Origin of the sequence: Bradyrhizobium sp. 26S5 (assembly GCF_036923295.1) — a bacterium.
GTDB lineage: Bacteria > Pseudomonadota > Alphaproteobacteria > Rhizobiales > Xanthobacteraceae > Bradyrhizobium > Bradyrhizobium septentrionale.
The window spans coordinates 9,518,824-9,544,416 of record NZ_CP145948.1; the positions used below are offsets into that span (position 1 = coordinate 9,518,824).

Genomic DNA, 25,593 nt, shown 5'->3' on the forward strand with positions numbered 1-25,593 from the left:
CAGGCGACGCTGTATCTGCGGAGAGAGCGGATCCCCACCCGCTTTGCTCTAGAGCATTTTCGGTTCTGATTGGATCAGAACCGAAGCTCGACGCGTTTTCTTCACGCGAACCGGTGTCCACTTCGCTCGAAAACGCTCCAACGAGCAAAGCGACCTCCCCTTTTCAAGGGGAGGTCGAAGCGCTTCCATGACCTCGCGACGTCACCGCGCCATCTGCTGCGGATCGTAGAAGAAGCGCTCCTCGACCAGCTCCTCGCCGCGCCAGGTCTGCCACGCGACCTCTTCCATGCTGCGGACCTTGCCGTCCTTGCCGGTGAACTCGAACCGCCAGCAGATCGCCGAATGATCGCCGTCGAGCAGCAGTGGCCCGAGCCGCGTGGTCTTCACACCGGCGACCGCGGCCAGCACCGCCGCCTCGCGCGCCGCCAGCGCCTCGCGGCCGACGCGCCATTCGCCGTCGTTCTCCTGGGTGCGGGCGTCGGCTGAATAGAAATTCCTGATCGCACCGACATGGTCGTTGGACTCGACCGTGTCAGCGAAGGCCTGCAGCGTCTTGAGCGAGGGCATCACGGCATCTCCCATTTACCGACTTGTGGTCGGTATTTATCGACTGAGAGTCGGTAAGTCAACTGGCGCCGATACGGAACCTGCGCTAGACATGCGCCATGGCAACCCAGGCCGAGCGGCGCGAGAAGACCAGAGCCGCCATCATCAAGGCGGCGCGGCGCATTTTTGGCGAGCGCGGCTTTGCGGCTGCGACGATGGACGACATCGCCGCGGGGGCGCGCGTCGCCAAGGGCGCGGTCTATCATCACTTCGCGACCAAGGAGGCGGTGTTCGAGGCGGTGTTCGAGCAGGTCTCGCTCGACCTCGTCTCCGATCTCGACCGCATCTCGCGCGCCGAGAACGACCCGCTCGCAGCGATGGCCGCGGGGACGCAGGGTTATTTCGCGGCGTGCTCGAAAGGCCCGACGGGCCAGATCATTTTGCGCGACGGCCCGGCCGTGCTCGGCTGGGAACGCTGGCGCGAGATCGACGCCAAGCATTTCGGCGGAAAATTTCCGCGCGCACTGGCGGCTGCGATGGAGGCCGGCGTGATCGCCAGGCAGCCGATCGAGCCCCTGGCGCGGCTATTGCTCGGTGCGGTGACGGAAGCCGCGGTTGCGGTTTCAGCGGGTCCCGACATCGGCAAGACCGGCACGGATTACGCGCGCGCGTTTCGCTCGCTGCTCGATGCGCTGAGGGTGAAGTAGGCCACAAACACCTCCCCGCGTCGTCCCGGCGAAGGCCGGAACCCATTACCACAGGATCGCGTTGTTGACGCGCGCTGTGGCCCCAGCGTGTTTCATAACCACGGCCGGTGGTTATGGGTCCCGGGTCGCGCTTCGCTTGCCCGGGACGACACCGAGTTTTTGGTTACGTCAATCCTTGTCGTTCTCGAGCTGGAAAATCTGCGAGCCTTCGCCGCTCGAGAGCAGGCCGGTCTTGTTGTAGAGGCCGAGCTTGGCGCGGGTGTCGGCGATGTCGAGGTTGCGCATCGTCAGCTGGCCGATGCGGTCGGCCGGCGCGAAGGCGGCGTCCTCGACCTTCTCCATGCTGAGCCGCTCCGGCGCATAGGTCAGGTTCGGGCTCTCGGTGTTGAGGATCGAGTAGTCGTTGCCGCGGCGCAGCTCGAGCGTCACCTCGCCGGTGACGGCGCGCGCCACCCAGCGCTGCGCGGTCTCGCGCAGCATCAAGGCCTGCGAATCGAACCAGCGGCCCTGATACAGCAGGCGGCCGAGCCGCATGCCGCTGATGCGGTACTGCTCGATCGTATCCTCGTTGTGAATGCCGGTGACCAGCCGCTCGTAGGCGATGTGCAGCAGCGCCATGCCGGGCGCCTCGTAGATGCCGCGGCTCTTGGCCTCGATGATCCGGTTCTCGATCTGATCGCTCATGCCGAGGCCATGGCGGCCGCCGATCACATTGGCCTCGAGGAACAGCGCGACCGGATCGGCGAACGTCTTGCCGTTCAGCGCGACCGGCTGGCCCTCCTCGACGCGCACCACGACCTTCTCAGGCTTGACGTCGCAGTCGGCACGCCAGAACGGCACGCCCATGATCGGATTGACGATGGTGATACCGCTCGAAAGACTTTCGAGATCCTTGGCTTCATGCGTGGCGCCGAGCAGATTGCTGTCGGTCGAATAGGCCTTCTCCGCGCTCATCTTGTAGGCAAAGCCCTGCGCGGTCATGAAGGCCGACATCTCGGCGCGGCCGCCGAGCTCGTCGATGAACTGCTGGTCGAGCCAGGGCTTGTAGATCCGCAACGACGGATTGGTCAGCAGGCCGTAGCGGTAGAAGCGCTCGATGTCGTTGCCCTTGAAGGTCGAGCCGTCGCCCCAGATGTTGACGCCGTCCTCCTGCATCGCCGCGACCAGCATGGTCCCGGTCACCGCGCGGCCGAGCGGGGTGGTGTTGAAATAGGTGATGCCGCCGGTCGAGATGTGGAACGCGCCGGACTGGATCGCCGCGATGCCCTCATGCACCAGCTGGGTGCGGCAATCGACCAGGCGGGCCTTCTCGGCGCCGAAATCCATCGCCTTGCGCGGGATCGCGTCGTAATCGGCCTCGTCGGGCTGGCCGAGATTGGCGGTGTAGGCGAAGACCTTGGCGCCCTTCAGCTTCATCCAGAGCAGCGCCGCTGACGTGTCGAGCCCGCCCGAGAACGCGATGCCGACTTTCTCGCCGGTGGGCAGGCTTTTCAGAATCGTGCTCATGGAACGGTCCAATCGGTCGAAAATGGGTGGTGTTTGGCAGGCCGAATATCAAATTTCGGAAGGCGGGGCACGCCTTTAATCAGGCCTCACGCTCGCTGGGCTCTTCCTTGCCCCGGCGCCAGCGCTGCATCCACCGGTAGCCGGGCATCGCAAGCCGGGTCAGCGCCGCATCGACCGCCTCGTCGGTCAGCCGGGTCGAGGCCCAGCGGTAGATCAGGGCATAGAACAGCCAGACCACCAGAAAGGATACCAGGCCCGCGATCGCGACGTCGGTGAAAAAGTGCCCGCCAAAGGCCATTCGCAAGCCACTGGTGACGATGCCGAACACGGTGGCGCCGGCAAAGGCCAGCGGCCGCCAGGCGGGCGGCGTCAGCGCCGCCGGGGCATAGGTCCAGAACGCGGTGGCGCCCTCGCCGGAGAAGAACGAGCAGTTGCGCGGGCAGCCGCCGCGCGGGTCCCACCACGGCATGAATGGCAGGTCGCCGCCGAACTGCGTCACGAACACCGGCCGCGGCCGGCCCCAATAATTCTTGAAGGTGAAATTGGTGAGGACGCCGGCCGAGAGCAGCATCGTGGTGAGCAGGAACACCGCGGCGCGGCCCGACATCAGCATCGGCCGCTCCGGGCGGATGAATTTCCAGACGATGGTCACGATCGCCGGCAGCACCAGCGCCCAGGCGATCCACATCGCCGCATCGCGCGCGAACGACGCCACCGCATCGAGCTTCAGCGGAAAGGTGTTTTGCGCGGCATCGTAGAACAAGGCCGCCAGCTTCAGGTCGAGCTCGGGATAGATCCCGAACACGAGGCCAATGATGAGCGCCAGCGCCAGCGCGATGACAAGTCCGGTCCGGTTCATGGCGCGCGGTTTAGCCGAGGCAGATGAGGCGGCGCAATCATTTCAAGTAGGCCCGAAGGGCATTCGCCGCCTCGTCAAACAGGAGATCAACGCCATCATTCTCGTTGTAGTCAAACTGCCGCGGAGTATTGAGGGCTGCAGCACCATTCTTCGACTGCGTCTGAAAGACGTTCAGTACTAACCGATCCAGAAGTTCCCGGGTCGCTCTTGGCAAGGTTGAGTCAATAGCCGGCAATTGAGCGAGGATATCTTGCTCAAGCTCGGGAAGGGACAGTTTGCCCAGCTGCGCGTTTACCACGCTTCCCAAGATTGCAGACGCCGCTCTCTGATTCGAATCCATGTTGGTATGAGCTCTCCCGACGAGGGTCACGGCTGCCGCGATTGCGACGGCAATGGCGGAGGCGGCGGCAGCGAGCGCGGCGGCTCGCGCCAGGCGCCGGCGCTGCGGCCGGCAACCAGCCAGTAGACCAGGCCGGCGACAATGCCGGCGCCGGTCATGATCTCCATGTGCCGGCGCACGACGCCTTGGAATTGCATCATATCAGGATCGAACGGAACCAGGCCGAGATAGCAGGCCGCGCCGACAATGGCGCCGCCGACGGCGTAGGCCAGCACGCTCCTGATGTAGAAGGCCTCGGTGAGCAACACCACGATCAGCGCGGGCAGCAGCGCAAAGCCGGAGATGAAGATGAAGCCGAAACCGAGCACGATGTTGACAGCGCTCTGGTCGATCTGGCCGCCGAAATCGCTGATCTCGGGATACAGCACCGCAACGACCACGATGATCCCCGCCACGAAGCAGGCCATCAGGAAACCGAAGGCAACGACGAACAGGCGGCCGATCAAGGCCATCTGATTAATCCGTCATCGCCATCGCGCGCAGCGCCTGGCGTTCGCGGGCCGAGAGCTTTTCGGTCTCCGACTTGAGCTGGCCGCAGGCAGCGAGGATGTCGCGGCCGCGCGGCGTGCGCACCGGCGAGGAATAGCCGGCGTTGAAGATGTATTCGGAGAATTTTTCGATCTGCTCCCAGTCCGAGCACTCGTAGGCGGTGCCCGGCCACGGGTTGAACGGGATCAGGTTGATCTTGGCCGGAATGCCCTTGAGCAGCTTCACCAAGAGCTTGGCGTCATCGAGCGAATCGTTGACGCCCTTGAGCATCACATATTCGAAGGTGATGCGCCGCGCATTGGACGCGCCGGGATAGTCGCGGCAGGCCTGCAGCAATTCCTTGATCGGATATTTGCGGTTCAGCGGCACCAGCTCGTTGCGCAGCTCGTCGCGCACCGCGTGCAGCGAGATCGCGAGCATCACGCCGATCTCGTCGCCGGTGCGCTTGATGTTCGGCACCACGCCCGAGGTCGACAGCGTGATGCGGCGGCGGGAAATGCCGATGCCCTCATTGTCGCCGACGATCAAAAGCGCATCGCGCACCGCGTCGAAATTGTAGAGCGGCTCGCCCATCCCCATCATCACGATGTTGGTGACGCGCCGCGTGCCGTCTTCGCGGTCGGCCCAATCATTCAACCGGTCGCGCGCCACCATCACCTGGCCGACGATCTCGCCGGCGGTGAGGTTGCGCACCAGCCGCTGCGTGCCGGTGTGGCAGAACGAGCAGTTCAGCGTGCAGCCGACCTGCGAGGAAACGCACAGCGTGCCGCGATCGGTTTCGGGAATGTAGACGCACTCGACCTCGTGCGGCCGCTCGAGCTTGTCGCCGCTCGGCAGCCGCAGCAGCCATTTGCGGGTTCCGTCGTTGGAGATCTGCTCGGCGACCACCTCGGGACGGTCGACGGTAAAATGCTTCTCGAGCTCGGCACGCATGTCCTTCGAGACGTTGGTCATCTCGGCAAAGCTTTTGGCGCCGCGGAAATACATCCAGTTCCAGAGCTGCTGGGTGCGCATCTTGCGCTGCGACGGCGAAACCCCGATCTCGCCGAGGCGATCGGCAATCTCGGCGCGCGACAGCCCGATCAGCGACGGCTTCGCCGGCGGCACATAGGTCTCGAGCGGAACCTTTTCGAGCGGCGCATTGGCGCCGGGCACAGCATTGGTGGACTGGATGTCGGTCATGAAACCTCAAATAGGCCTTCCAGCCGGTGCTGGAAAGCCACCAAATACCTCGAATTTGCCTTTCTGAGCCGGTCTTAGCGCCGGCAATCCTGCCCCAGCCGGTCAAGCGCCTGCGCCAGGCCCTTAAGTGCGAAGGTATCGATCGTCTCGGTACCCTTCGCCGAGACGGCTTTTACCGTCACCTCGGCCGATTTGCGCATGGCTTCCACCATCCGCTCCTCCTCGGCCGCATTCTTGATCCAGAGGCCGTCGCCCTGCGTGTACATCGCATAAGTCCCGCCGCCGACCTGGAGCGTTGATTCGGAGCCCGGCTTCACGGTGTAGCCGATCATGACCGAGACTTCGTTGACGACCTTCTCGGCCGGACGGGTCGAGATGAAGGCATAGGCTGGATCGCGCGGCCGGTTCGGCGGGTTGGTCTTCGACGACGACGGCTTGGCGAGCGCAAAGCACACCTTCTTGCCGTTCGGCGACGCCGTGTAGGCGCCCCAGGTGCCGAACTGGCCGATCAACGTCGGCTCGGCACCACCGGCCGCAGCCGCGGCGGGCGACGGCGCCGGCTTGGCTGCGTCCTTGGCCGTATCCTTGGCCGCATCCTTTTTGGGCGCTGCCCGCGCCGGCGCAAGCGAGATGATCCCGCACACCAGGCTACAGGCAACCAATGATGTCAGTATTTGCCGCACGGCCAACTGGTTCCCTCATCATTGTGACTGGAAGATGGCCCGGCGATTCCCCTCCGCCGGCTCGGATGGATAACCGGGAAACGCCTGTTTGGGAAGGCAGTTACGCCTGCACGCGCGCGCTGGCCGCAAGCCGCATCGCGCGTCCATCCTTTTCTTAGCGCTTGCTCGGTGCTTGTCGTCGATCGTCAGCCCTTGGCGCGCGCCGCGCGCTGCTTCTCCCACTGCGCGTCGGTCCATTGCAGCAGGTCCTCGGCACCGGAACTGCGCAAATGCGCGCCGCCGTCCTGCACCACCATCTCGCCATTGATGTAGCCGGCCTGGTCGGAGATCAGGAAGCTCGCGAGATTGGCGAGCTCCGAATGCTCGCCGGCGCGGCCGAGCGGATTGCGATGCGCCCAGCTCTCGCCGCGCCCTTCGGGACGCAATTGCCCGGTCGCGCCAGCCGTCGGAAACGCGCCAGGCGCGATCGCGACGGTGCGAATGCCCTTCGGTCCCCATTCCACCGCAAGGCTCCTGGTCATCGCCAGCACCGCGGTCTTGGCCATCGAGGACGGCACGGTGAAGGCGCGGCCGGTGATGGTCGAGGTCGAGAGGATCGAGAGCACCACGCCCTTGTGCCGGCCTTCGATCCAGCGGCGGCCGGCGGCGAGCGTGCAATACAGCGTGCCATGCAATGTCGGACCGAGGATCGCGTCCGCCGCACGGAATGACAGATGTTCACTCTGCGCAATAAAGGTTGCGGCAGCATTGTTGACGAGAACGTCGATCGGCGAGTCCTGCCACACCTGATCCATCATCGCTTCCACCGCCGCGCCGTCGCGGATATCGCAGCGCGCGGTGGAGACCTTCGCGCCGAGCTCACTGCAGAATTTGGCTGCGGTTTCCTCCAGCAGGCCCTCGCGGCGTCCGCAGATGATCAGTTCGGCGCCGAGTTCGGCAAAGCGGCGGCCCATCGCCGCGCCCAGGCCGGAGCCGCCGCCGGTGATCAGAATGCGCTTTTTCGCTAGCAGGCCTTTTTCAAACATAGTTTGATCCGTCCGCTTTGTATTGTCGCTCCGCCGCAAATCCGGCATGAAGCTTTCAGGTCTTTTTGCGTCCGAAACTCAGGTGTGTCCATGAAAGCCATCCTCTGCTCGCAATACTGTCAACCCGACGATCTCGTGCTGGCTGACGTGCCCGATCCGGTGGCCGGTCCGGGCGAAGCCGTGATCGCGATCAAGGCGGCGGCGCTGAATTTCTTCGACATCCTGATGATCCAGGGCAAGTACCAGATCAAGCCGCCGTTCCCGTTCTCGCCGGCCGCCGAAGTCGCCGGCGTGATCGAGAGCGTCGGCGCCGGCGTCACTGATCTCAAGGTTGGCGACCGCGTCGTCGCGTCGTGCGGCCACAACGGCGCGCGCGACAAGATCGCGCTGCCGGCGAATTCGATCGTGAAGATTCCTGACAGTCTCGATTACGACCGCGCCGCCGGCATCATCATCATCTACGGCACTGCGCTGCATGCACTGGAAGATCGCGCCAGCCCGAAGCCGGGTGAGACGCTCGCGGTGCTGGGCGCCGCCGGCGGCACCGGACTTGCCGCATGCGAACTCGGCAAGCTGATGGGCCTCAAAGTCATTGCCTGCGCGTCGTCGGACGAGAAGCTTGCATTCGCCAAACAACACGGCGCCGAGCTGACGCTGAACTACGCCAAGGAAGATCTCAAAGAGGGTCTGCGCAAGCTGACCGACGGCAAGGGCGCCGACATCGTGTTCGATCCGGTCGGCGGCGCCTATGCCGAGGCCGCGCTGCGCTCGACCGCATGGGAAGGCCGCTTCCTGGTGATCGGCTTTGCCGCCGGCGACATTCCGAAGATCCCGCTCAACCTCGCCCTGCTGAAGGGTTGCGACATCAGAGGCGTGTTCTGGGGCGCCTGGGCGCGGCTCAATCCGGAGAAGAACCGGAAGAACCTCGAAAAGCTCGTGCAGTGGACCGCGGAAGGCAAGATCTCGTCGCACGTCGACCGCACCTTCCCGCTGTCGCAGACCGCAGAAGCGCTAAAGGTGCTTGCCGGCCGCAAGGCGATGGGCAAGGTGATCCTGCATCCGGGAAGTTGAGGGCCGACGACCGCGCGCTCCTTATCATCACCGTCATGCTGAGGAGCGCGCATCGCGCGCGTCTCGAAGCACGACGGCCCCGGACCGGGCCGTGCATCCTTCGAGGCTCGCAAGCGCTCGCACCTCAGGATGACGGATCGAGAGCAGTAGCCCAGATGCTCCTACCTCCCCTTGAAAGGGGAGGTCGCTTTGTTCGTCAGAGCAAAGCGGGTGGGGATCTGCTCTCTCCGCGTGCAGCGTCGCCTGCGGCTGACCCCCATCCCGACCTTCCCCCTTTCAGGGGGAAGGAGAAGAGAGAGCTCACTCCTCCTCTGCTGGCACCCCGCGCTTCAGCGCGGGGCGCGCAATCGTGAGCAAACCCTGTGAACTTTCTCCGGATTTGCGCACGCTGCCGCAATCAAACCCAAATTTCTCCCGATTCGAAGCGACCAAGGTCGCTTTTTGGGCCCAATCGCAAGGCGATTAAGAGTCCGTAACGGGCGCTCAGGGACCCCAACAAGAACAACAACCAGACACCAGAGATGCCCGATTGTTGCGTCATAGTATCGGGGAAGCATCATCATGGTGGGGAAGCCAACACACGTTCACGGCAGCGATCCGCCACGCGACGCGATCAACGCTGGTATCAACGATCCTGAATTTGCACCTTATCGCTACCGGCGACCACATCGGGCAGCCATCGACATCGGCACGGACGAACCCGCCCCGCTGTTTCTTTCAAGCCCAATCGACGACGCGGACTGGCACGGGCGCACCACGATTCCACGTTCGCGCCTCCGCACCGGCCTGCTGACAATTTCGGCCGTCGCACTTGTCGCGGCTGCGGTGGTCGGGCTGTGGTCCATCGGCAGCGTGCGCGACGCGGTCCTGAGCGCCAAGGCCGCGCTGGTCGGCGTCTCGCCGATCGAGGCCCGCGCGGAAATCGCTGAAGCGGTTCGCGCCGCGGCCACCGAGGTGTCGCCCGCCACTGCAAGCCCGCCGTCACGCGCGCAGATCGCCGCCGCCTATCAGGAAGCGATCAAGAGCGACGTCGTTGCGCGCGAAACGCCTGTGGCTGCACCGATCGAGCCACCACCACCGGCGGCGCCACCGGCAAGACGCCTCGATCCGGATGACGTCGCAGGCCTCCTGAAGCGGGCCAACAGCCTGCTTGCGATCGGCGACATCGTATCGGCACGGCTGCTGCTCGAGCGGGCCGCGGATGCGCAGGACGCGGATGCGGCGCTGTTGCTGGCGCGCACCTACGATCCCGACGTGCTGGGGACCTTGGACAAACGGAGCATCACGCCCGATCCGGACGCAGCGCGCTTCTGGTATCGCAAGGCCGCCGAACTCGGCTCGCAGCCCGCACAGCAACGACTCGCGCAATTGCAGAACTAGGCTCATCTCAGAATCAAGCTTATCTCGAGGGACATATGCGACGCTTGTTTGGATTGGTCGTATTCACAACGATGATGATTTGCGGCCCAGCGGCGCGGGCCGAGCAGACCGAATTCGACCCGGCCAAGGTCAGCGACAGCCTGAAAGCGATCTTTCAGTACGGCTCGGTGAGCACCAAGCAGGCCCTCAACGCCAACACGGTCACGCTGATCTCGGGCACGATCGGCGGCACCTATGTTCAGTTCGGCGCCGATCTCGCCTCCGTGCTCGACGACGGCAACAAGTTGCGCATCCTGCCGATCGTCGGGCGCGGCTCGGTGCAGAGCGTCGCCGACATCCTGTTTCTGCAGGGTGTCGATCTCGGCATCGTTCGGTCTGACACGCTCGAATATCTCGAGCGGAAGGGCATCGCGAAAGATATCAAGAAACAATTCACCTACGTGACCAAGCTCTATAACGAAGAGATGCATGTGATCGCGTCGAAATCGATCCGCAATCTCAGGGACCTCGAGGGCAAGACCGTCAGCGTCGACCTTCCCAATGGCGGCACCTTCGTGACCGCGCTGACCGTGTTCGAGCGGCTCGGAATGAAGCCGAAGGTCGTCTATGTCGAGCAGCGCATCGCGCTGGAGAAATTGAAGGCCGGCGAAATCGACGCCGTGATCGTGTGTGGCGGCAAGCCTTACAAGTCCGTGAGCGGCTTCAAGGACGATCGGTTCCACCTGGTGACGGTCAACTACGAGAAGCCGTTGCAGGGCGACTATCTGCCCGCGAGCCTGTCGGCCAAGGACTATCCCAACCTGATTTCGGGCGAGGATCGCGTCGACACGATCGCCGTTCCTGCCGTGCTTGCGGCCTACAACTGGGCGCCGAACACCGAGCGCTACCACAAGCTGGCTAATTTCGTGGATGCGTTCTTCACCAAATTTCCGACATTCCAGAATCCGCCGTTCCATCCGAAGTGGCGGGAGGTCTCGCTGTCGGCACCGCTGCCGGGTTGGCAACGCCTGCCAGTGGCCCAGCAATGGCTCGACCGCCATGGCGTCGAAGCCGTCTCGCGCAGCCGTTTCGATGAATTCCTGAAGCAGAGCCCGGCGGCCGCACGTCTGCAGAGCGACGCCGACAAGGAGGCGCTGTTCAAGCAGTTCCAGGCGTGGGACGCAGAAAAAAACACCCGCTCCCAACTGCGCGCCGGCGAGAAACGGTAGCCTCCCGGGACCCGGATGGAGCGCAGCCTAATCCGGGCCTCGTGCGTGAGCTGACGCCGGATTACGCTGCGCTCCATCCGGGCTGCGCCTCCAACCTCCCCTTGAAAAGGGGAGGTCGCTTTGCTCGCAGAGCAAAGCGGGTGGGGATCTGCTCTCTCCGCAGATACAGCGTCGCCTGCGGCTGACCCCCATCCCGACCTTCCCCCTTTCAGGGGGAAGGAGAAGAGAGAGCGAAAGTCGCACTACGCCTGCGGCGCTCCCTCGTCCGGCACCCCGCGCTTCAGCGCGGCACGCGCGGCTTCGCGATGCTCCGGCATGATGTGGCTCGCCACCAGGCGCAGCGCGGTTGCCAGCACCGCGGCGTCATCGGTGAAGCCGAGGATCGGCAGCATGTCCGGCACGAAATCGAACGGCAGAATGAAATAGGCGATTGCGCCAAGCAGCGCCGCCTGCACATGGCGCGGCGTCTGCCGGTCGAAGGCGCAGTAATAGGCGGCCAGCAGGTCCTCGGCGAAGGGCAGGTTCGCCACCACCTTCTTGAACTTGATCCAGAAGCGGCGGCGCACGCTTTCCGGGTCCTGGGCCAGCCGGTCGGCAGGCCCAAATCCCACACCGTGTTCGCTCGATGTCATCGATGGGTTCCTCGACGTCGCGACAGTTTCGCGGCGGACACTTCGAATCTGGGGATGTCGGCCAACCGGCGCAAGATTGCGACCGGCTGGGTCAATTGACCCCAAGCTGCCGTGCGATTGCGTTCATGGCCTTGGCGAGGTCGATGTCGCGCTTGGTCACCCCGCCGACATCGTGGGTCGCCAGCACGACCTCGACGGTCTTGTAGACGTTCTTCCATTCAGGGTGATGGTCGTTCTTCTCGGCGACCAAAGCGGCGCGGGCCATGAAGCCGAAGGCCTCGTTGAAGTCCTTGAAGACGAAGGTCTTTGCGATCGCCTCCCGCCCGGCCAGCTCCGACCAGCCGGCCAGCTCCCAAAGGGCGGCCTTCCTTGCTTCCGCTGACAGCCGTTCGACCATGGCAATCCTCCCGTTTGACGCCGACCTTAGCCTAGAGCCTATTCCGTTCCGATTGAATCGGAACGGGGCTCTAGATTCTTGTTTTGACGCGTTTTCTTCACGCGAACCGGTGTCCACTTCGCTGGAAAACGCTCTGACAACCGGCCTCCGGGCGGGATCCAAGCCGAAAATAAGGCCAAAATCGCGTCCTATCGCCGCTGGTAACCATGAAGCAGATGTAACATCTGTATCTTCAGGAATTTGCTATAAATCTGGGATGTATGCGCGTTGGTAGTTTGCGAGATTGAGCCCCGACGATTGCGAGATCGATGACAGACGGCCCCGCCAGCATATCGCCCAAGCCGCTGCGTTCGGCAAAGCGGCGGCTGATGTTCGTCTTGATCGCAGGCGCGCTCGCCATCGTCGGCGCGCTGACCGCAGGTTATTATTTCGCGGTGCGCCCGGTGACGCTGCGGATCGCGGTCGGTCCCGCCAACAGCGATGACCTCAAGGTGGTTCAGGCGCTGGCGCAGGCCTTCAATAACCAGCAGCACACCCAGGTCAAGCTAAGACCGGTGCAGACCGATGGCGCCACCGCGAGCGCGCAGACGCTGGCCGACGGCAAGGCCGACCTCGCCATCATCCGCGGCGATCTCGAGGTGCCAAAGAATGCACAGGCGGTCGCGGTGCTGCGCAAGAATGTCGTGGTGATGTGGGCCCCGCCGGCGGCAAAGGGCAAGGGCCGCAAGGCCACGAAGATCACCAAGATCACGCAACTCGCCGGCCGCAAGATCGGCGTCGTCGGCCGGACCCCGGCCAATGTCAATCTGCTGAAGCTGATCCTGCAGCAGTATGGCGTCGACCCGATGAAGGTCGAGATCGTCCAGTTCCCGGCCAATGAGGCCGCCGACGCCATCAAGAACCTGAAGGCCGACGCCTATCTCGCCGTCGGTCCGGCCAACAGCAAGATCACGATCGATGCGATCACGGCGTCGATCAAGGACGGCGGCGAGCCGACCTTCCTGCCGATCGACGCCTCGGAGGCGATCGCGCAGAACCATCCCGCCTACGAGGCTGCGGAAATCCCCGCCGGCTCGCTCGGCTCCTCCGACCGGCCCGATGACGAAGTGAAGACGATCAGCTTCTCGCACCACATTGTCGCGCGAAAGGGCGTGTCGGACGCGACGGTCGCAGCATTCACGCGGCAATTGTTCGCGATCCGGCAGTCGCTCAAGAACGATTTCCCGCTCGCGGCCAAGATCGAGACGCCCGACACCGACAAGGACGCCACCATCCCGGTGCATCCTGGCGCGGCCGCCTTCGTCGACGGCGAAGAGAAGACCTTCCTCGATCGCTACAGCGACTACATCTGGTGGAGCCTGATGGCGTTCTCGGCGATGGGCTCGGCCGGCGCGTGGTTCGCCGGCTACCTCAAGCAGGACGAGCGCAACACCAACACCTCGCAGCGCGAGCGTCTGCTGGAGATGCTGAAAACCGCGCGGCAAAGCGACTCCACCGAAGAGCTCGACCAGATGCAGGCGGAAGCCGACGATATCCTGCGCCACACGCTGGACTGCTTCGAGCATGGCGCCATCGAGGAAGGCACGCTGACCGCGTTCAACATCGCGCTCGAGCAATTCCACAACGCCGTCGCCGACCGCAAGGCGCTGCTGTTGAGCATGCCGCAGAATTTGCAGCGGACTGCGAGCCAGTTCAGGGCAGCGGGGACGGCGTAGGCATTCTATCCGCGAACTCTTTTCGCCTCTCCCGCTTGCGGGGGAGGCCGACGCGCTCGGCAGCGCTCTTGCGCGCCGGGGCGCGTCGGGTGGGGGCTCTCTCCGCGGCATGACTCGTGGAGAGAGCCCCCACCCCACCCTCCCCCGCAAGCGGGAGAGGGAGCCCGGCTTGCGTGCTCACCTCACATGTGCCCGCCCCTGTAATCTCTCCGTCATGGAATTTTTCTAGGTCTTGGCACGCGTGCGGCGCATTGTCGCTGTGACCTGAGGAGGCTCCCCATGACGATCCGGTTTTCGCGAAGGCTCACCCGCCGACGCTTTCTCTCGACGGCGGCTGCGGCCGGTGCCGGTGTGATCGCGATGCCATATCTGTCGCGCGCCGCCGATCGCCCTGTGATCACCCATGGCGTGCAGTCCGGCGATGTCGGCGTTGACGGCGGCGTGGTGTGGGCGCGTGCGGACCGGCCGGCGCAGATGATGGTCGAGGTCGCCACCACTGAGTCGTTCAAGGACGCCCGTGCGCTGCCGCCGATCACGGCGCTGCCGGAGAGCGACTTCACCGCAAAAATGCTGCTGGAGAACCTGCCCTCCGGCCAGGACATCTTCTATCGCGTCCGCTTCCGCGACCTCGCCCATATCGACATCGTCGGTGAGCCCGTGGTCGGCCGCTTCCGCACCGCGCCGAGCGACCGCCGCGACGTCTCCTTCGTGTGGGGCGGCGACGTCGCCGGCCAGGGCTGGGGCATCAACCCCGACGACGGCGGCATGATCACCTTCGCCGCGATGAAGAAGCACAATCCGGATTTCCTGCTGCACTCCGGCGACACCATCTACGCCGACGGCGTGATCCCTTCCGAGGTGAAGCTTCCTGACGGCAAGGTCTGGAAGAACGTCACGATTCCCGAAAAGGCCAAGGTCGCCGAGACGCTCGACGAATACCGGGCCGCGCACAAATATAACTTCCTCGACAGCAATGTCCGCGCCTTCAATGCCGAGGTACCGATCTTCGTGCAGTGGGACGACCACGAGGTGACCAACAACTGGTCGCTGTCGAAGCAGCTGCCGGCGTCCTACAAGGAACGCGACATCAATGTGCTCGCCGCGCGCGCGGCAAAAGCCTTCCACGAAATGTATCCGATGCGCGAGAGCATCGTCGAGCCGGGCCGCGTCTATCGCACGCTGAGCTACGGTCCGCATCTCGACGTGTTCATGCTCGACGAGCGCAGCTATCGCGGCCCCAACGGTCCGAACCTGCAGGAGCAATACGGCCCCGACGCCTATTTCATCGGTCCGGATCAGATGGCCTGGCTGAAGCGCGCGCTGCTCAATTCGCGCGCCACCTGGAAGGTGATCGCCTCCGACATGCCGCTGTCGCTGATCGTCTATGACGATGCCGCCAACAAGAAGGGCTCGGAAGCGTTTGCGCAGGGCGACGGCCCGGCGCGCGGCCGCGAGCTCGAGATCGCCGACATCCTGCGCTTCATCAAGACCGCCGGCATCGTCAACACAGTGTGGCTGACCGCCGACGTGCACTATGCGGCCGCGCACTACTACAACCCGAACAAGGCCCAGTTCCAGGAGTTTGATCCGTTCTGGGAATTCGTCTCCGGCCCGCTGCACGCCGGCACGTTCGGTCCGAACGAGCTCGACAACACGTTTGGACCCGAAGTGAAATTCATCAAGGCGCCGGGCGAAGCGAACCAGAACCTGCCGCCGTCGGCCGGCATGCAGTTCTTCGGCCACGTCAGGATCGACGGCAAGAGCGGCCAGATGACGGTGAGCCTGCGCGACCGCATCGACGCCGAACTGTGGGCGATCACGCTCGACCCGAAGCCGGTGTAATCGGGTCGCAGCCGCGGCGGAACCGCACTCCCGGTCCTGCAGGCCCTTGCTCAAGGCAAGGGCGACACGATTTGGCCGGGGATGGACGTCCGCGGCCTCTTCCGGTATCGACACCACAGCCAATATGCTGGGGGCGCCCGAAGGGGGGCGGAGCATGAGGCGCTGCGAGTTGATTCGCGTGCTGGGTGGCATCGTCGCGGGGTTGCGGCCGCGCCGCCTGGTTGTCGTTGCGATTGCCGTGTTCGCGCTGCTGCCGATCGAAGTCAGCGACGCCGGCTGGCTGCCTGATCTTTTCAAGACTTCATCCAAGCACGCCAAATCGCCAAAGCGCGCGAAGTCGGCAAGGCCGGCCAAATTGGCAAGGCACCGCGCTCAGCCGAAGCACCGCGCTACGCGGCTTGCCGCCCTTGGGCCGGTCGCCCTGCCGCCGTCCGTGCTCAAGCCGGCCGCAGCCAAATGCGATCCCTCGACATTCCGGATCGTTCTGGATGTAGGACATACCGCTGAATCGGAAGGCGCGATCAGCGCCCGGAATGTCACCGAGTTCGCCTTCAACCTGCGCCTTGCGCGACTGATCGAGGAGAGGTTGAAGGCCGAAGGCTTCACTGAGACCAGGCTGCTTCTGACCGAAGGCAGGGCCAGACCCAGCCTCTTCAAGCGGGTCGCCGCCGCCAACAATCTGCACGCGGATCTCCTGCTGTCGATCCACCATGACTCCGTGCCCAACAAAATGCTCGAGGACTGGGAATTCGAGGGCAAGAAAAGCCACTTCAGCGACCGCTTCAGCGGTTACTCCGTTTTCGTTTCCCGGGACAATCCGGAGTTCAAGACGAGCCTCCAGTTCGCCGAACTGATCGCGAGGGAAATGAAGGCCCAGGGACTTCAGTATGCCGAGCAATACAGCCAGGCCATCATGGGTCGCTACCAGCACCCGCTGCTGAACAAGGAAACCGGCGTCTACAGCTATGACGAGCTGATCGTGCTCCGAAAGACCTCGATGCCATCAGTCCTGCTGGAGGCGGGCTCGATCATCAACCGCGACGAAGAACTCAAGATGGACTCGCCCGAGCGCCGCAACATCATCAGCAGCGGTGTCGCTTCTGCCGTGAAGGAATTCTGCGAGCCGCGATGGGCGCTCCTCGGTCCGCTCTGATCGCCCTGTGACGTCCCGAGCTCTCAGCGAAAACGCGGTCCGATCGGCGCCAGCCGATGTCATCCCTGCTTGCCGGTCTCGATCTCCTTGAGCCTGGCAAGCGCCTGCTCGAACTTGGCGTTGAACAGCCACATCGCATCGAGGATTTCGCGGAAGGTCGCAGACGTTCTTGCCCTGTCGGCCCGGCCGAAGGCGAAGATGCTGTTGTTTCGCAAATATCCCATGATCCTGGGATCGGAGATTCTGTAGCCGACGAGGTTGCCTGACTGCAGCGCGGCCCTGGTCGGGGTGGGAATGATCTGGATGAGCTCGAAGAGCTTCATTTGATCGATCGGATCGGGCAGGGCTTTTGCGATCGCGGGGACCTGCGGGAAAATATCCGCGTGTGCGTTCATGAGCGCATCCCGCACCGCGGTCCAGTGATTGAACCGGTGATCGAGATTGCCAGCCCGTGCTTCTTCCCTGTCGTCGCGACGGCTCAGTGCCGGATCGAGGGCTGCGATCGATCCCTTGATGGCTGACCACTTCCTTTGACCGTTGCGATCCTCGGACGGACCGGTCTGCAGGCTTCCCTTGTAGGTGTTCGACCGCGCATTGCCGGCATTTTGTTTGCCGTTCGTCTCCGCGAAGAAAAGGCCGAGGCTGATACGGCCCGCGGCGGCGGCGTTCGCGGCATCCAGCCCCCTGGCGCGCGCGATCGCGGTCGCAAGGTCGACCACGTCCTTGAACGGCGTATCGGATCCTTGTGCGCTCGCGGGCGGCGCCTCCATCACGTCAAACAGCGCCCTGTACTCATCGAGCAGCGGCTCATTGTCGGCATCAAAATAGGCCGGAGGGATGCCGAATCTGTTGGGTCTGCCGATCCTGGACGGCAGCGCATCGGTGAGATCCTTGTATGCGCTCATCATCTCGACACGGGCAAGATAGAGGGCCTGGCCCGGCAGGTTGGGCAGCGGCTGCCTGGAATCGATCTGAGCGCGTCGCTGGCGCAGGATCGAGACGAAGGTCTTCAGGGCATTGTCGTAGGTCTCGCGCACGGCCGATTGCCCGTTCGTGAGGGCGACCGGCCCCGCGACGGCTGGAGACGTGAGACCACCGATGACGGCCGAGGCCAGCGGCAGGACCGCACTGGGCCCCGTTGCAACCGGCAGCGCGAGGAGCAGCCCTAGGGATAGCGCCAGTGCGGGCGCAGCGGCAGATGTCCTGATCGCCATGACAGCTTCCCGATGCCTGTGCGTCGTCGAATCCGACACAATGGATCGTAGACGACGAACGCGCCGGCTGCGAGCACGCTCGGCCCGAAGCCGGTCCGACCCGACCACAGCGGCGACGGGATTGCTGCACTCCCTCTCCCGCTTGCGGGGGAGGGTCGGGGTGGGGGTATCACCGCGAATCACCTAGCGGAGGGAGCCCCCACCCGGATTGCATCTTCGATGCAATCCGACCTCCCCCGCAAGCGGGAGAGGTGAAGGCAGGGCCAGCGCGGCCAGTGATGAACCGCGCGAGCGGTTCGGGCGACCATATCAGGCCCAGCCGCTTCCGGGCCGGGCCTGATTGATGAGTAGCCGATTTGAGACGCGCCATGCCATTGATTGCCGCTCTTCTCCTGCTCGCGCCGTCGCTGGCGCCGGCGCAGCCGGCACAGGATGCGCAGGCGGCGAAGATCCGCGACGCCTTCACTTCGGCCTATGGCAAGGCGTTGAGCGCCGAGTTCGGTAAATCGCTGCGCGACAATGCCGATCCCGCCTGTCTTGCGAGCAAGGGCATCGAAGCCGGCCAGCTCGAGGCGCGCGGCCGCGACGTCGTGATCAAATGGGGTGCGCGGCTGATCGACGGCACCGATGCGCTGATCGACCAGAACGTCTATGCCGAGAAATTTCCGGCGGCCGCCGAGCTCGACAGGCTGCAGCAGAATGCGGACGTCAAGAAATACCTCGCGCTGGCAGCTCCGATGCAGCAGGCGAAAATCCTCGACACGGTGTTCGAGCGGTTCGACCGCTACGCGCTGGTGAGCCGGATCAAGCTCACGGCGGTCTCGCCGCTGGCGACCGGCAACGATGAATTGCTGCGCAAGAATCCGACCGAGGCCACCGAAGCTGCGCTGGAGGCGTTTTCAAAGCGCAACAAATCGAAGGCGCTGACGCGCTTCCTGGATTTGTCCGAGCAGGCCTCAGCAGTGCGATCGGCCTCGATCGCAAAGGATAAAGTGCCCCCGGGCGCGCCGCTGTCCTTCCTCAAGGGGATCGAGGCCGATCTTGCCGAGCTCTGCATCGGCTCGCGGCGCTAAAGCGCGATGAGATCTGGTCGAATCATCATCGCGCTTTGGCCTCTTGTTTGAGCATGATCTTTTCGGAAAACCGCTTCACACTTTTCCGGATCATGCTCTAAACGCCTTACTTCGGTCCGCGCCTCAGCGCCGCCTCCAGCGTTTCGCTCGTACATGGCTTGGTCAGCCGCGGCTTGTCGGCGAGCGATCCCGGCAGCCTGATATCAGCGCCATAACCCGTGACGAACGCGAAAGGCACCTTCAGCGCATCGAGCCGCTCGGCTATCGCGAACGTCTTTTCGCCCCTGAGCAGGCCGACGTCGAGCAGCGCGAAATCCGGTGCCCGTTCGGCGATCAGCTCAAGCGCGCGGGCAACGTTCGCAGCGGTTCGCACCGTGCGGGCGCCGAAGCCGAGGATGGTGTCCTCGAAATACAGCGAGATCATCGGATCGTCCTCGACCACGAGGACATCGCCGGGCATGCCGGCATTGGGTGCGAAATCCATGGCGCGCCAGTTTCCGTTTGCTAGAGCTTGTTGTTTTGACGCGTTTTCTTCACGCGAACCGGTATCCACTTCGCTCGAAAACGCTCCAAAGCATGGATGAGAGACCGGATCAGTCCGGCCGGATGGCCCGCGACCGGCGCCTGAAAGCACGCCGGCTGTTCCCTGGATGAAACCATCACATCGCGCGCTGGCGCGTCTGTTCACTAGTGAACATAAGTCCAGGAACTTTCTGGTTATGGTCCGCGTTGGGTTTGCAGGATTTTCCAATGATTGCCAAACGGACCGAGTTGGCCGGGACAAGTGACCGGCCGTTCAACAATCTCTTGCGCCGGCTGAACGCCGTGGACTACGAGCTGATCGCGCCGCATCTTGCGCTGGTCGAAGCGGCGGCCGGCGATCTGCTGTACAATCCCGGCGACGACGTTCAGATCGCGCATTTCCCATGCGGACCGAGTCTTGCCTCCTACATGGTGCCCAATGAGGACGGGCGCGATGTCGAGACCATCCTGGTCGGCCGCGAGGGCGCGGTCGGCGGCATCGTCAGCCAGGGCTTCCTGCCGGCCTATACCCGCATCACCGTCAAGTTCGGCGGGCCATTTGTGCGGCTGCCGGTCAGCAGACTCGACGCCGCCAAGCTGAAGTCGATCTCGGTGCGCAACATCTTCGCGCGCTATGCCGACTGCATGCTGGCGCAGATCTTCCAGTCGACCGCCTGCAATGCGATTCACTCGATCGAGCAACGCGCCGCGAAATGGATCATCTCGGCGATCGAGCGCACCAACGGCAACGGCGTGGTGCCGCTCACCCATGAGCAGCTCTCGACCTTGCTCGGCGTCGGCCGCAGCTACACCAGCCGGGTGATCCAGAACTTCAAGGCGGAAGGCGTGCTGGAGACCCGCCGCGGCGCGATCGTGATCCGCGCCCCGGACAAGCTGCGGCAGCGCTCCTGCCTGTGCAACGAGGCGGTCAAGGATCATTTCGAGGAGGTGCTGCGCGGGGTCTATCCGAGCGAGGACAACCCGGCGAACTAAGTCCGCTGCGGACGGCTGACTTCGCACCACAAATTCGAGGCTTTTTGTAGCTCGTCATGCCCGGGCTTGTCCCGGCCATGACGATGCGGAAAAGTCAGCGCAAGCACCAACGAAAGGTGCCGTCGGCGACGAGGGGAAAGCATCCGACTATCGCGGACCGCGAAAATCACGCTACACTCGCGTCATGAGTGGGGCAGAACTTCACGCCGTCTTTGACATCGCAGCATGGGGCGCGGCCGCGATCGCCATGTGGTGGCTGTCACGCCAGCGCGGGCTGCAGTTTCCCCGGCAATCCTTCGAGCTCTCCTATATCGCCGCGCTGGTGTTCGGCGCCGGTATCGGCGCCTACATTTTCGGCACGCTGAACCTGTGGTTCTCAGGCATGTCGGGCATCGCCCGCTCGGTCGAGGGCGCGCTGGCCGGCGGCATCGTCGCGATCGAGCTCTATAAATGGCTGCATGGGATCTCGCTGCGCACCGGGGCGCGGTTCGCGCTGCCGCTCGCGGTCGGCGTCGCGGTCGGCCGGCTCGGCTGCTACTTCGCGGGGCTCGAGGATTTCACCTACGGCACGCCGACCACGTTGCCCTGGGGCCACGATTTCGGCGACGGCGTGCTGCGCCATCCGGTGCAGCTCTATGAGAGCCTGGCGATGGCGGCGTTCGCGGCCTTCTACGTCGTGATGGTGTTGAACCGCAACGCCGCTGTTATCACCAATGGATTCTACCTCGTGCTGTTCTATTACGGGCTGCAGCGCTTCGTATGGGAATTCATCAAGCCCTACGGCGCGCTGATCGGGCCTTTCTCGCTGTTCCACCTGCTGTCGCTGTTTGTCATGGTCTATGCCGCACTCATGCTGGCGACGGCCCCAAATGTGAGCTTGAAGCATGAACGCGCCGCTGCGTAAGGCCCGCCCCTACATCTTCTGGGGCCAGACCCAATCGCTTTGCGAGACCTGCCTGACCCTGGTGCCGACCAAGATCCAGATCCTCGGCAACGAGGTCTGGTACGAGAAGCGGTGCAAGCAGCACGGCGTCCAGTCGACGCTGGTCTCGACCGATGCGGCCTATTGGCGGCTGTGCAAGGATTTCATCAAGCCCGGCGACCGGCCGCTCGCCTTCCAGCGCCACACCGAATTCGGCTGCCCCTACGATTGCGGGCTGTGCCCGGACCACGAGCAGCATTCCTGCCTGGCGCTGATCGAGATCACCGAGCACTGCAACCTGACCTGCCCGGTGTGCTTTGCGGATTCCTCGCCGGCACGCTCAAGCTTCACGCCGCTGGCAAAGATCGAGAAGATGCTCGACGCGCTGGTGGCGAGCGAGGGCGAGCCCGATCTCGTGCAGATCTCCGGCGGCGAGCCGACGCTGCATCCGGACTTCTTCGCCATTCTGGATGCGGTACGCGCCCGCCCGATCCGCCACGTCATGATCAACACCAACGGCCTCAGGATCGCGCGCGAGCCGGATTTCGTGGCGAAGCTTGCCGAGAATAGGCGCGGGCTGGAGGTCTATCTGCAGTTCGATTCGCTCAAGCGCGACGCGCTGGTCAATTTGCGCGGCGCGGATTTGCGCAAGATTCGCCAGCAGGCGCTGGAGAACCTCGAGCGCGAGGGCGTCTCGACCACGCTGGTCGCCACCATCAAGCGCGGCGTCAACGATGCCGAGATCGGCGACATCGTCCGCCATGCACTCTCCTGGAAGTGCGTGCGCGGCGTCACGCTGCAGCCGGTGCAGGACGCCGGCCGCAACGAGCATTTCAACAAGGACACCGACCGCATCATGCTGTCGGAGATCCGCCAGCGCGTGGTCGAGACCGGAGTATTCGGCGACAAGGACATGATCCCGCTGCCGTGCAATCCCGAGAGCATCTCGATCGGCTACGGCCTGCGCAATGGCGACAAGGTGCTGCCGCTGACCTCGCTGATCCCGCAGGAGCAGCTCGTCGCTGTCATGCCCAACACGATCAGCCCGGAAAAATATCCGGTGCTGCGGGAAAAGTTCGTCGACCTGTTCTCGCTGTCGTCGGGGCCGCTGAACACAAGCGAGCGGATCTGCGAATTGCTGTGCTGCCTGCCGAGCTTCGAGGTGCCGGAGGGCCTGACTTACGAGAACGTCTTCCGCGTCACCATCGTGCAGTTTCTCGATCGCTTCAATTTCTGCGTCGGCAACGTCAAGCGCAGCTGCATCCACTTCGTCACCGAGAGCGGCGCGATCATCCCGTTCGACACCTACAATCTGTTCTACCGCGACGGAAAGATCGACGGCATCCGCGCGAGCCTGGCCGGCCAGACTTATCGCGAAGCACGGCAGACCGAGGAGGTGCCACGATGAGCGACGAGAGCCGGCCCATCATGCCCGACGGATCGCCTCCACCCTCGCTGCCTCCACGGCTCCCTCCGCAGCGCGGCGGCTGCGCGACCGCATTCATGGCGCTGTTTGGCGTGGCGCTGCTGCTGCCGGGGCTCTGCGCGGTCCTGTTCGGGGTCGGCGCCTTCACCTCGGCGAGCCCCGATCCCGGGCTCCTCTTTCTGGCTTTGCTCGGGCTCGCGGTCGGCTTCGCCGGCGTGATGCTGATCCGCGCCGCGATCAAGGGGAGCTAGAGGTCGACAGTGATCAACAATTTCGACCAGACCCCACCGAGCCGACCGCCCGAACCGCGGCAACGCAACGGCTGCGCCACCGCTTTCATGCTTGTCGTGGGGGTGATCTTGCTGATCCCGGGCGTCCTGTGCGCCATCCTCAACGTCAAATACGGCGCCGGATCCGGCAGCGACCCCCTGACCTCGTTCGGGTTGCTGGTGGCGCTTGGCGGACTTGGGCTGATCTTGTTTACGCTTACCCGGTAACATGGCCGAATCAATGCCGAAAAGTCCCTCAAAACCCGCCTTCGGGACCAAAATCAGGCTCCCAAACGGCCAATAAACCGTTGTTTTTTGGCGATTTCTGACTATATTGCGCCGCAACGCGCAAGGTGCCCGGTCCTCTGACCGGGCTTCCTTTTTGGGGTGATGCGTCCCCGTCAAATTTCTTGGGTATGAGCGTGATCCGGGCCCGGTAGGGCCACGTGAGCGAGCGGCCGGCCAAATTGGTTCGGCGAGATCGCGCATCTGACCATTGCACGACCAGAAGAAGAGCCATGAACCTTCGCAACGTCGCCATTATCGCCCACGTCGACCACGGCAAGACCACCCTTGTCGACCGCCTGCTGCAGCAATCCGGCACCTTCCGCGAAAACCAGAAGGTCACCGAACGCGCCATGGACTCCAACGATCTGGAGCGCGAGCGCGGCATCACCATCCTGGCCAAGGCCGCCTCGGTGCAGTGGAAGGACATCCGCGTCAACATCGTCGACACCCCGGGCCACGCCGATTTCGGCGGTGAGGTCGAGCGCATCCTCAACATGGTGGACGGCGCGCTGGTGCTGGTCGATGCCGCCGAGGGCCCGCTGCCGCAGACCAAGTTCGTGGTCTCGAAGGCGCTCAAGATCGGGCTGAAGCCGATCGTCGTCATCAACAAGGTCGACCGTCCCGACGCCCGCCCGACCGAAGTCATCAACGAGGTGTTCGATCTGTTCGCCGCGCTCGACGCCAGCGAGGAGCAGCTCGACTTCCCGATTCTTTATGGGTCGGCCAAGCAGGGCTGGATGGCAGAGAGCCCGGAGGGTCCGAAGGACCTCGGCATGCAGCCGCTGTTCGACCTGATCGTGCGCCATGTCGAGCCGCCGAAGGTCGAGGAAGGCCCGTTCCGGATGATCGGCACCATCCTGGAAGCCAACCCCTATCTCGGCCGCATCATCACCGGCCGCATCTCCTCCGGCTCGATCAAGCCGAACCAGCAGGTCAAGGTGCTGTCGGCCGACGGCAAGCAGATCGAGACCGGCCGCCTGACCAAGATCCTCGCCTTCCGCGGCCTCGAACGCACTCCGCTCGAGGAAGCCGAAGCCGGCGACATCGTCGCGATCGCGGGCCTCACCAAGGGCACCGTCGCCGACACCTTCTGCGATCCCACGGTCGAGACGCCGCTGCCGGCGCAGCCGATTGATCCGCCGACGGTGTCGATGTCGTTCATCGTCAACAACTCGCCGCTCGCCGGCACCGAAGGCGACAAGGTGACCTCGCGCATGATCCGCGACCGCCTGCTGCGCGAGGCCGAGGGCAATGTCGCGCTGCGCGTCGTCGAGGCCTCCGACAAGGACTCCATGGAAGTCTCCGGCCGCGGCGAATTGCAGCTCGCGATCCTGATCGAGACCATGCGCCGCGAGGGCTTTGAGCTCTCGGTGTCGCGCCCGCGCGTCGTACTGCAGAAGGACGAAGCGACCGGCGCCTGGCAGGAGCCGATCGAGGAGGTCGTGATCGACGTCGACGAGGAGCATTCCGGCGTCGTCGTCCAGAAGATGAGCGAGCGCAAGGCCGAGATGATCGAGATGCGCCCGTCCGGCGGCAACCGCCTGCGGCTGGTGTTCTACGCGCCGACCCGCGGCCTGATCGGCTATCAGGGCGAACTGCTCACCGACACCCGCGGCACCGCGATCATGAACCGCATCTTCCACGGCTACGCCGCCTACAAGGGCGAGATCCAGGGCCGCCGTAACGGCGTCCTGATCTCCAACGACCAGGGCGAAGCGGTTGCCTACGCGATGTTCAAGCTGGAAGACCGCGGCCCGATGATGATCGAGCCGGGCTGGAAGGTCTACAAGGGCATGATCGTCGGCGAGCACACCCGTGACAACGACCTCGAGATCAACGTGCTGAAGGGCAAGCAGCTCACCAACATCCGCACCACCTCGAAGGACGAAGCGGTGCGCCTGACGCCGCCGATCCGGATGACGCTGGAAAAGGCGCTCGCCTATATCGAGGACGACGAGCTCGTCGAGGTGACGCCGAAGTCGATCCGGCTGCGCAAGAAGCATCTCGATCCGAACGACCGCAAGCGCGCCGAGAAGGCCAAGGAAGCCGTCGCCTGAGCTGTAGCGTAGTCAGCCTGTCGTGCCCCGGCTT

Annotated in this window: 26 protein-coding genes; 14 read left to right on the forward strand and 12 right to left on the reverse strand. The window is 64.1% G+C overall.

The window, feature by feature from the left end:
* Positions 1 to 201: 201 nt before the first annotated feature.
* Positions 202 to 567 carry a nuclear transport factor 2 family protein gene (locus V5279_RS44845; protein ID WP_338693731.1) on the reverse strand — a complete coding sequence of 122 codons (366 nt, stop codon included), beginning with the start codon at positions 565 to 567 and terminating at the stop codon, positions 202 to 204.
* A 98-nt stretch (positions 568 to 665) separates the two neighbouring features.
* Between V5279_RS44845 and V5279_RS44850 the strand changes: the two genes are divergently transcribed.
* Positions 666 to 1,253: a TetR/AcrR family transcriptional regulator gene (locus V5279_RS44850; RefSeq protein WP_338693733.1), complete on the forward strand. Its 588-nt coding sequence runs from the start codon at positions 666 to 668 to the stop codon at positions 1,251 to 1,253.
* Between the two features lie 168 nt (positions 1,254 to 1,421).
* Here V5279_RS44850 and argG read toward each other — a convergent pair whose 3' ends face one another.
* The 7 genes from argG to V5279_RS44885 form a co-directional block, all read right to left on the reverse strand.
* Complete coding sequence (gene argG / locus V5279_RS44855) at positions 1,422 to 2,759, reverse strand: argininosuccinate synthase (protein ID WP_338693735.1); 1,338 nt, start codon at positions 2,757 to 2,759, stop codon at positions 1,422 to 1,424.
* A gap of 79 nt (positions 2,760 to 2,838) precedes the next feature.
* Positions 2,839 to 3,618: a phosphatase PAP2 family protein gene (locus tag V5279_RS44860; protein WP_338693737.1), complete on the reverse strand. Its 780-nt coding sequence runs from the start codon at positions 3,616 to 3,618 to the stop codon at positions 2,839 to 2,841.
* Positions 3,619 to 3,655: 37 nt separating this feature from the next.
* Positions 3,656 to 3,958: a hypothetical protein gene (locus V5279_RS44865; protein ID WP_166300478.1), complete on the reverse strand. Its 303-nt coding sequence runs from the start codon at positions 3,956 to 3,958 to the stop codon at positions 3,656 to 3,658.
* 26 nt (positions 3,959 to 3,984) lie between these two features.
* Positions 3,985 to 4,470, reverse strand: coding sequence for a hypothetical protein (locus V5279_RS44870; protein ID WP_338693740.1), 486 nt, complete (start codon positions 4,468 to 4,470; stop codon positions 3,985 to 3,987).
* Between the two features lie 4 nt (positions 4,471 to 4,474).
* Positions 4,475 to 5,689: a 23S rRNA (adenine(2503)-C(2))-methyltransferase RlmN gene (rlmN, locus tag V5279_RS44875; protein ID WP_166300482.1), complete on the reverse strand. Its 1,215-nt coding sequence runs from the start codon at positions 5,687 to 5,689 to the stop codon at positions 4,475 to 4,477.
* 74 nt (positions 5,690 to 5,763) lie between these two features.
* Positions 5,764 to 6,372: an invasion associated locus B family protein gene (locus tag V5279_RS44880; protein ID WP_338693743.1), complete on the reverse strand. Its 609-nt coding sequence runs from the start codon at positions 6,370 to 6,372 to the stop codon at positions 5,764 to 5,766.
* Positions 6,373 to 6,557: 185 nt separating this feature from the next.
* The gene (locus tag V5279_RS44885) at positions 6,558 to 7,397 is read right to left on the reverse strand and encodes an SDR family oxidoreductase (protein WP_338693745.1); all 840 of its coding nucleotides are present in this window, start codon (positions 7,395 to 7,397) and stop codon (positions 6,558 to 6,560) included.
* A 90-nt stretch (positions 7,398 to 7,487) separates the two neighbouring features.
* On the opposite strand from V5279_RS44885, the gene V5279_RS44890 reads away from it, so the two are divergent.
* From V5279_RS44890 to V5279_RS44900, 3 genes are all read left to right on the forward strand, one after another.
* Positions 7,488 to 8,468, forward strand: a complete 981-nt coding sequence (locus V5279_RS44890; RefSeq protein ID WP_338693747.1) for an NADPH:quinone oxidoreductase family protein — start codon at positions 7,488 to 7,490, stop codon at positions 8,466 to 8,468.
* A gap of 561 nt (positions 8,469 to 9,029) precedes the next feature.
* A complete protein-coding gene (locus V5279_RS44895; protein WP_338693749.1) occupies positions 9,030 to 9,848 on the forward strand; it encodes a hypothetical protein in 819 nt (272 codons plus the stop codon).
* 35 nt (positions 9,849 to 9,883) lie between these two features.
* The gene (locus V5279_RS44900; protein WP_338693751.1) at positions 9,884 to 11,056 is read left to right on the forward strand and encodes a TAXI family TRAP transporter solute-binding subunit; all 1,173 of its coding nucleotides are present in this window, start codon (positions 9,884 to 9,886) and stop codon (positions 11,054 to 11,056) included.
* Positions 11,057 to 11,298: 242 nt separating this feature from the next.
* On the opposite strand, the gene V5279_RS44905 is transcribed toward V5279_RS44900, so the two are convergent.
* The gene (locus V5279_RS44905) at positions 11,299 to 11,688 is read right to left on the reverse strand and encodes a YkvA family protein (RefSeq protein WP_338693753.1); all 390 of its coding nucleotides are present in this window, start codon (positions 11,686 to 11,688) and stop codon (positions 11,299 to 11,301) included.
* A gap of 91 nt (positions 11,689 to 11,779) precedes the next feature.
* Entirely contained in the window at positions 11,780 to 12,085 is a 306-nt protein-coding gene (locus tag V5279_RS44910) for a 4a-hydroxytetrahydrobiopterin dehydratase (RefSeq protein ID WP_166213205.1), read from the reverse strand.
* Positions 12,086 to 12,393: 308 nt separating this feature from the next.
* On the opposite strand from V5279_RS44910, the gene V5279_RS44915 reads away from it, so the two are divergent.
* From V5279_RS44915 to V5279_RS44925, 3 genes are all read left to right on the forward strand, one after another.
* On the forward strand, positions 12,394 to 13,800 hold the full coding sequence (locus tag V5279_RS44915; protein ID WP_338693756.1) for a TAXI family TRAP transporter solute-binding subunit: 1,407 nt from the start codon (positions 12,394 to 12,396) through the stop codon (positions 13,798 to 13,800).
* A gap of 279 nt (positions 13,801 to 14,079) precedes the next feature.
* Positions 14,080 to 15,642, forward strand: a complete 1,563-nt coding sequence (locus V5279_RS44920; RefSeq protein WP_338693758.1) for an alkaline phosphatase D family protein — start codon at positions 14,080 to 14,082, stop codon at positions 15,640 to 15,642.
* 154 nt (positions 15,643 to 15,796) lie between these two features.
* Positions 15,797 to 16,795 carry an N-acetylmuramoyl-L-alanine amidase gene (locus V5279_RS44925; protein WP_338693760.1) on the forward strand — a complete coding sequence of 333 codons (999 nt, stop codon included), beginning with the start codon at positions 15,797 to 15,799 and terminating at the stop codon, positions 16,793 to 16,795.
* Between the two features lie 59 nt (positions 16,796 to 16,854).
* Here the strand turns inward: V5279_RS44925 and V5279_RS44930 are convergent, their stop codons facing one another.
* Positions 16,855 to 18,009 (reverse strand): hypothetical protein, encoded by a 1,155-nt coding sequence (locus V5279_RS44930; RefSeq protein WP_338701743.1) that lies wholly within the window; start codon positions 18,007 to 18,009, stop codon positions 16,855 to 16,857.
* 368 nt (positions 18,010 to 18,377) lie between these two features.
* Here V5279_RS44930 and V5279_RS44935 point away from each other — a divergent pair, with 368 nt between their 5' ends.
* Positions 18,378 to 19,082 carry a hypothetical protein gene (locus V5279_RS44935; protein ID WP_338693762.1) on the forward strand — a complete coding sequence of 235 codons (705 nt, stop codon included), beginning with the start codon at positions 18,378 to 18,380 and terminating at the stop codon, positions 19,080 to 19,082.
* A gap of 106 nt (positions 19,083 to 19,188) precedes the next feature.
* Here V5279_RS44935 and V5279_RS44940 read toward each other — a convergent pair whose 3' ends face one another.
* A complete protein-coding gene (locus tag V5279_RS44940) occupies positions 19,189 to 19,566 on the reverse strand; it encodes a response regulator (RefSeq protein WP_338693764.1) in 378 nt (125 codons plus the stop codon).
* A gap of 266 nt (positions 19,567 to 19,832) precedes the next feature.
* On the opposite strand from V5279_RS44940, the gene V5279_RS44945 reads away from it, so the two are divergent.
* The 6 genes from V5279_RS44945 to typA all read left to right on the forward strand — a co-directional run bounded on the left by V5279_RS44945 (position 19,833) and on the right by typA (position 25,559).
* Positions 19,833 to 20,597, forward strand: a complete 765-nt coding sequence (locus V5279_RS44945) for a Crp/Fnr family transcriptional regulator (protein ID WP_338693766.1) — start codon at positions 19,833 to 19,835, stop codon at positions 20,595 to 20,597.
* A 184-nt stretch (positions 20,598 to 20,781) separates the two neighbouring features.
* On the forward strand, positions 20,782 to 21,501 hold the full coding sequence (locus tag V5279_RS44950) for a prolipoprotein diacylglyceryl transferase (RefSeq protein ID WP_338693768.1): 720 nt from the start codon (positions 20,782 to 20,784) through the stop codon (positions 21,499 to 21,501).
* Positions 21,482 to 22,927: a radical SAM protein gene (locus V5279_RS44955; protein WP_338693770.1), complete on the forward strand. Its 1,446-nt coding sequence runs from the start codon at positions 21,482 to 21,484 to the stop codon at positions 22,925 to 22,927. Before V5279_RS44950 ends, V5279_RS44955 begins: the two co-directional genes overlap by 20 nt.
* A complete protein-coding gene (locus V5279_RS44960) occupies positions 22,924 to 23,196 on the forward strand; it encodes a hypothetical protein (RefSeq protein WP_224741276.1) in 273 nt (90 codons plus the stop codon). The genes V5279_RS44955 and V5279_RS44960 overlap by 4 nt, the downstream gene beginning before the upstream one ends.
* A gap of 9 nt (positions 23,197 to 23,205) precedes the next feature.
* A complete protein-coding gene (locus tag V5279_RS44965) occupies positions 23,206 to 23,442 on the forward strand; it encodes a hypothetical protein (protein WP_338693774.1) in 237 nt (78 codons plus the stop codon).
* Between the two features lie 290 nt (positions 23,443 to 23,732).
* Positions 23,733 to 25,559, forward strand: coding sequence for a translational GTPase TypA (typA, locus tag V5279_RS44970; RefSeq protein WP_166300448.1), 1,827 nt, complete (start codon positions 23,733 to 23,735; stop codon positions 25,557 to 25,559).
* The last annotated feature ends 34 nt before the right edge of the window (positions 25,560 to 25,593 follow it).

Bases quoted from the DNA above. Each gene is read 5' to 3' on its own strand.
- V5279_RS44845 (WP_338693731.1), bottom strand. From the start codon at position 567: ATGCCCTCGCTCAAGACGCTGCAGGCCTTCGCTGACACGGTCGAGTCC.
- V5279_RS44850 (WP_338693733.1), top strand. From the start codon at position 666: ATGGCAACCCAGGCCGAGCGGCGCGAGAAGACCAGAGCCGCCATCATC.
- argG (WP_338693735.1), bottom strand. From the start codon at position 2,759: ATGAGCACGATTCTGAAAAGCCTGCCCACCGGCGAGAAAGTCGGCATC.
- V5279_RS44860 (WP_338693737.1), bottom strand. From the start codon at position 3,618: ATGAACCGGACCGGACTTGTCATCGCGCTGGCGCTGGCGCTCATCATT.
- V5279_RS44865 (WP_166300478.1), bottom strand. From the start codon at position 3,958: ATGGATTCGAATCAGAGAGCGGCGTCTGCAATCTTGGGAAGCGTGGTA.
- V5279_RS44870 (WP_338693740.1), bottom strand. From the start codon at position 4,470: ATGGCCTTGATCGGCCGCCTGTTCGTCGTTGCCTTCGGTTTCCTGATG.
- rlmN (WP_166300482.1), bottom strand. From the start codon at position 5,689: ATGACCGACATCCAGTCCACCAATGCTGTGCCCGGCGCCAATGCGCCG.
- V5279_RS44885 (WP_338693745.1), bottom strand. From the start codon at position 7,397: ATGTTTGAAAAAGGCCTGCTAGCGAAAAAGCGCATTCTGATCACCGGC.
- V5279_RS44890 (WP_338693747.1), top strand. From the start codon at position 7,488: ATGAAAGCCATCCTCTGCTCGCAATACTGTCAACCCGACGATCTCGTG.
- V5279_RS44895 (WP_338693749.1), top strand. From the start codon at position 9,030: ATGGTGGGGAAGCCAACACACGTTCACGGCAGCGATCCGCCACGCGAC.
- V5279_RS44900 (WP_338693751.1), top strand. From the start codon at position 9,884: ATGCGACGCTTGTTTGGATTGGTCGTATTCACAACGATGATGATTTGC.
- V5279_RS44905 (WP_338693753.1), bottom strand. From the start codon at position 11,688: ATGACATCGAGCGAACACGGTGTGGGATTTGGGCCTGCCGACCGGCTG.
- V5279_RS44910 (WP_166213205.1), bottom strand. From the start codon at position 12,085: ATGGTCGAACGGCTGTCAGCGGAAGCAAGGAAGGCCGCCCTTTGGGAG.
- V5279_RS44915 (WP_338693756.1), top strand. From the start codon at position 12,394: ATGACAGACGGCCCCGCCAGCATATCGCCCAAGCCGCTGCGTTCGGCA.
- V5279_RS44920 (WP_338693758.1), top strand. From the start codon at position 14,080: ATGACGATCCGGTTTTCGCGAAGGCTCACCCGCCGACGCTTTCTCTCG.
- V5279_RS44925 (WP_338693760.1), top strand. From the start codon at position 15,797: ATGAGGCGCTGCGAGTTGATTCGCGTGCTGGGTGGCATCGTCGCGGGG.
- V5279_RS44930 (WP_338701743.1), bottom strand. From the start codon at position 18,009: ATGGCGATCAGGACATCTGCCGCTGCGCCCGCACTGGCGCTATCCCTA.
- V5279_RS44935 (WP_338693762.1), top strand. From the start codon at position 18,378: ATGCCATTGATTGCCGCTCTTCTCCTGCTCGCGCCGTCGCTGGCGCCG.
- V5279_RS44940 (WP_338693764.1), bottom strand. From the start codon at position 19,566: ATGGATTTCGCACCCAATGCCGGCATGCCCGGCGATGTCCTCGTGGTC.
- V5279_RS44945 (WP_338693766.1), top strand. From the start codon at position 19,833: ATGATTGCCAAACGGACCGAGTTGGCCGGGACAAGTGACCGGCCGTTC.
- V5279_RS44950 (WP_338693768.1), top strand. From the start codon at position 20,782: ATGAGTGGGGCAGAACTTCACGCCGTCTTTGACATCGCAGCATGGGGC.
- V5279_RS44955 (WP_338693770.1), top strand. From the start codon at position 21,482: ATGAACGCGCCGCTGCGTAAGGCCCGCCCCTACATCTTCTGGGGCCAG.
- V5279_RS44960 (WP_224741276.1), top strand. From the start codon at position 22,924: ATGAGCGACGAGAGCCGGCCCATCATGCCCGACGGATCGCCTCCACCC.
- typA (WP_166300448.1), top strand. From the start codon at position 23,733: ATGAACCTTCGCAACGTCGCCATTATCGCCCACGTCGACCACGGCAAG.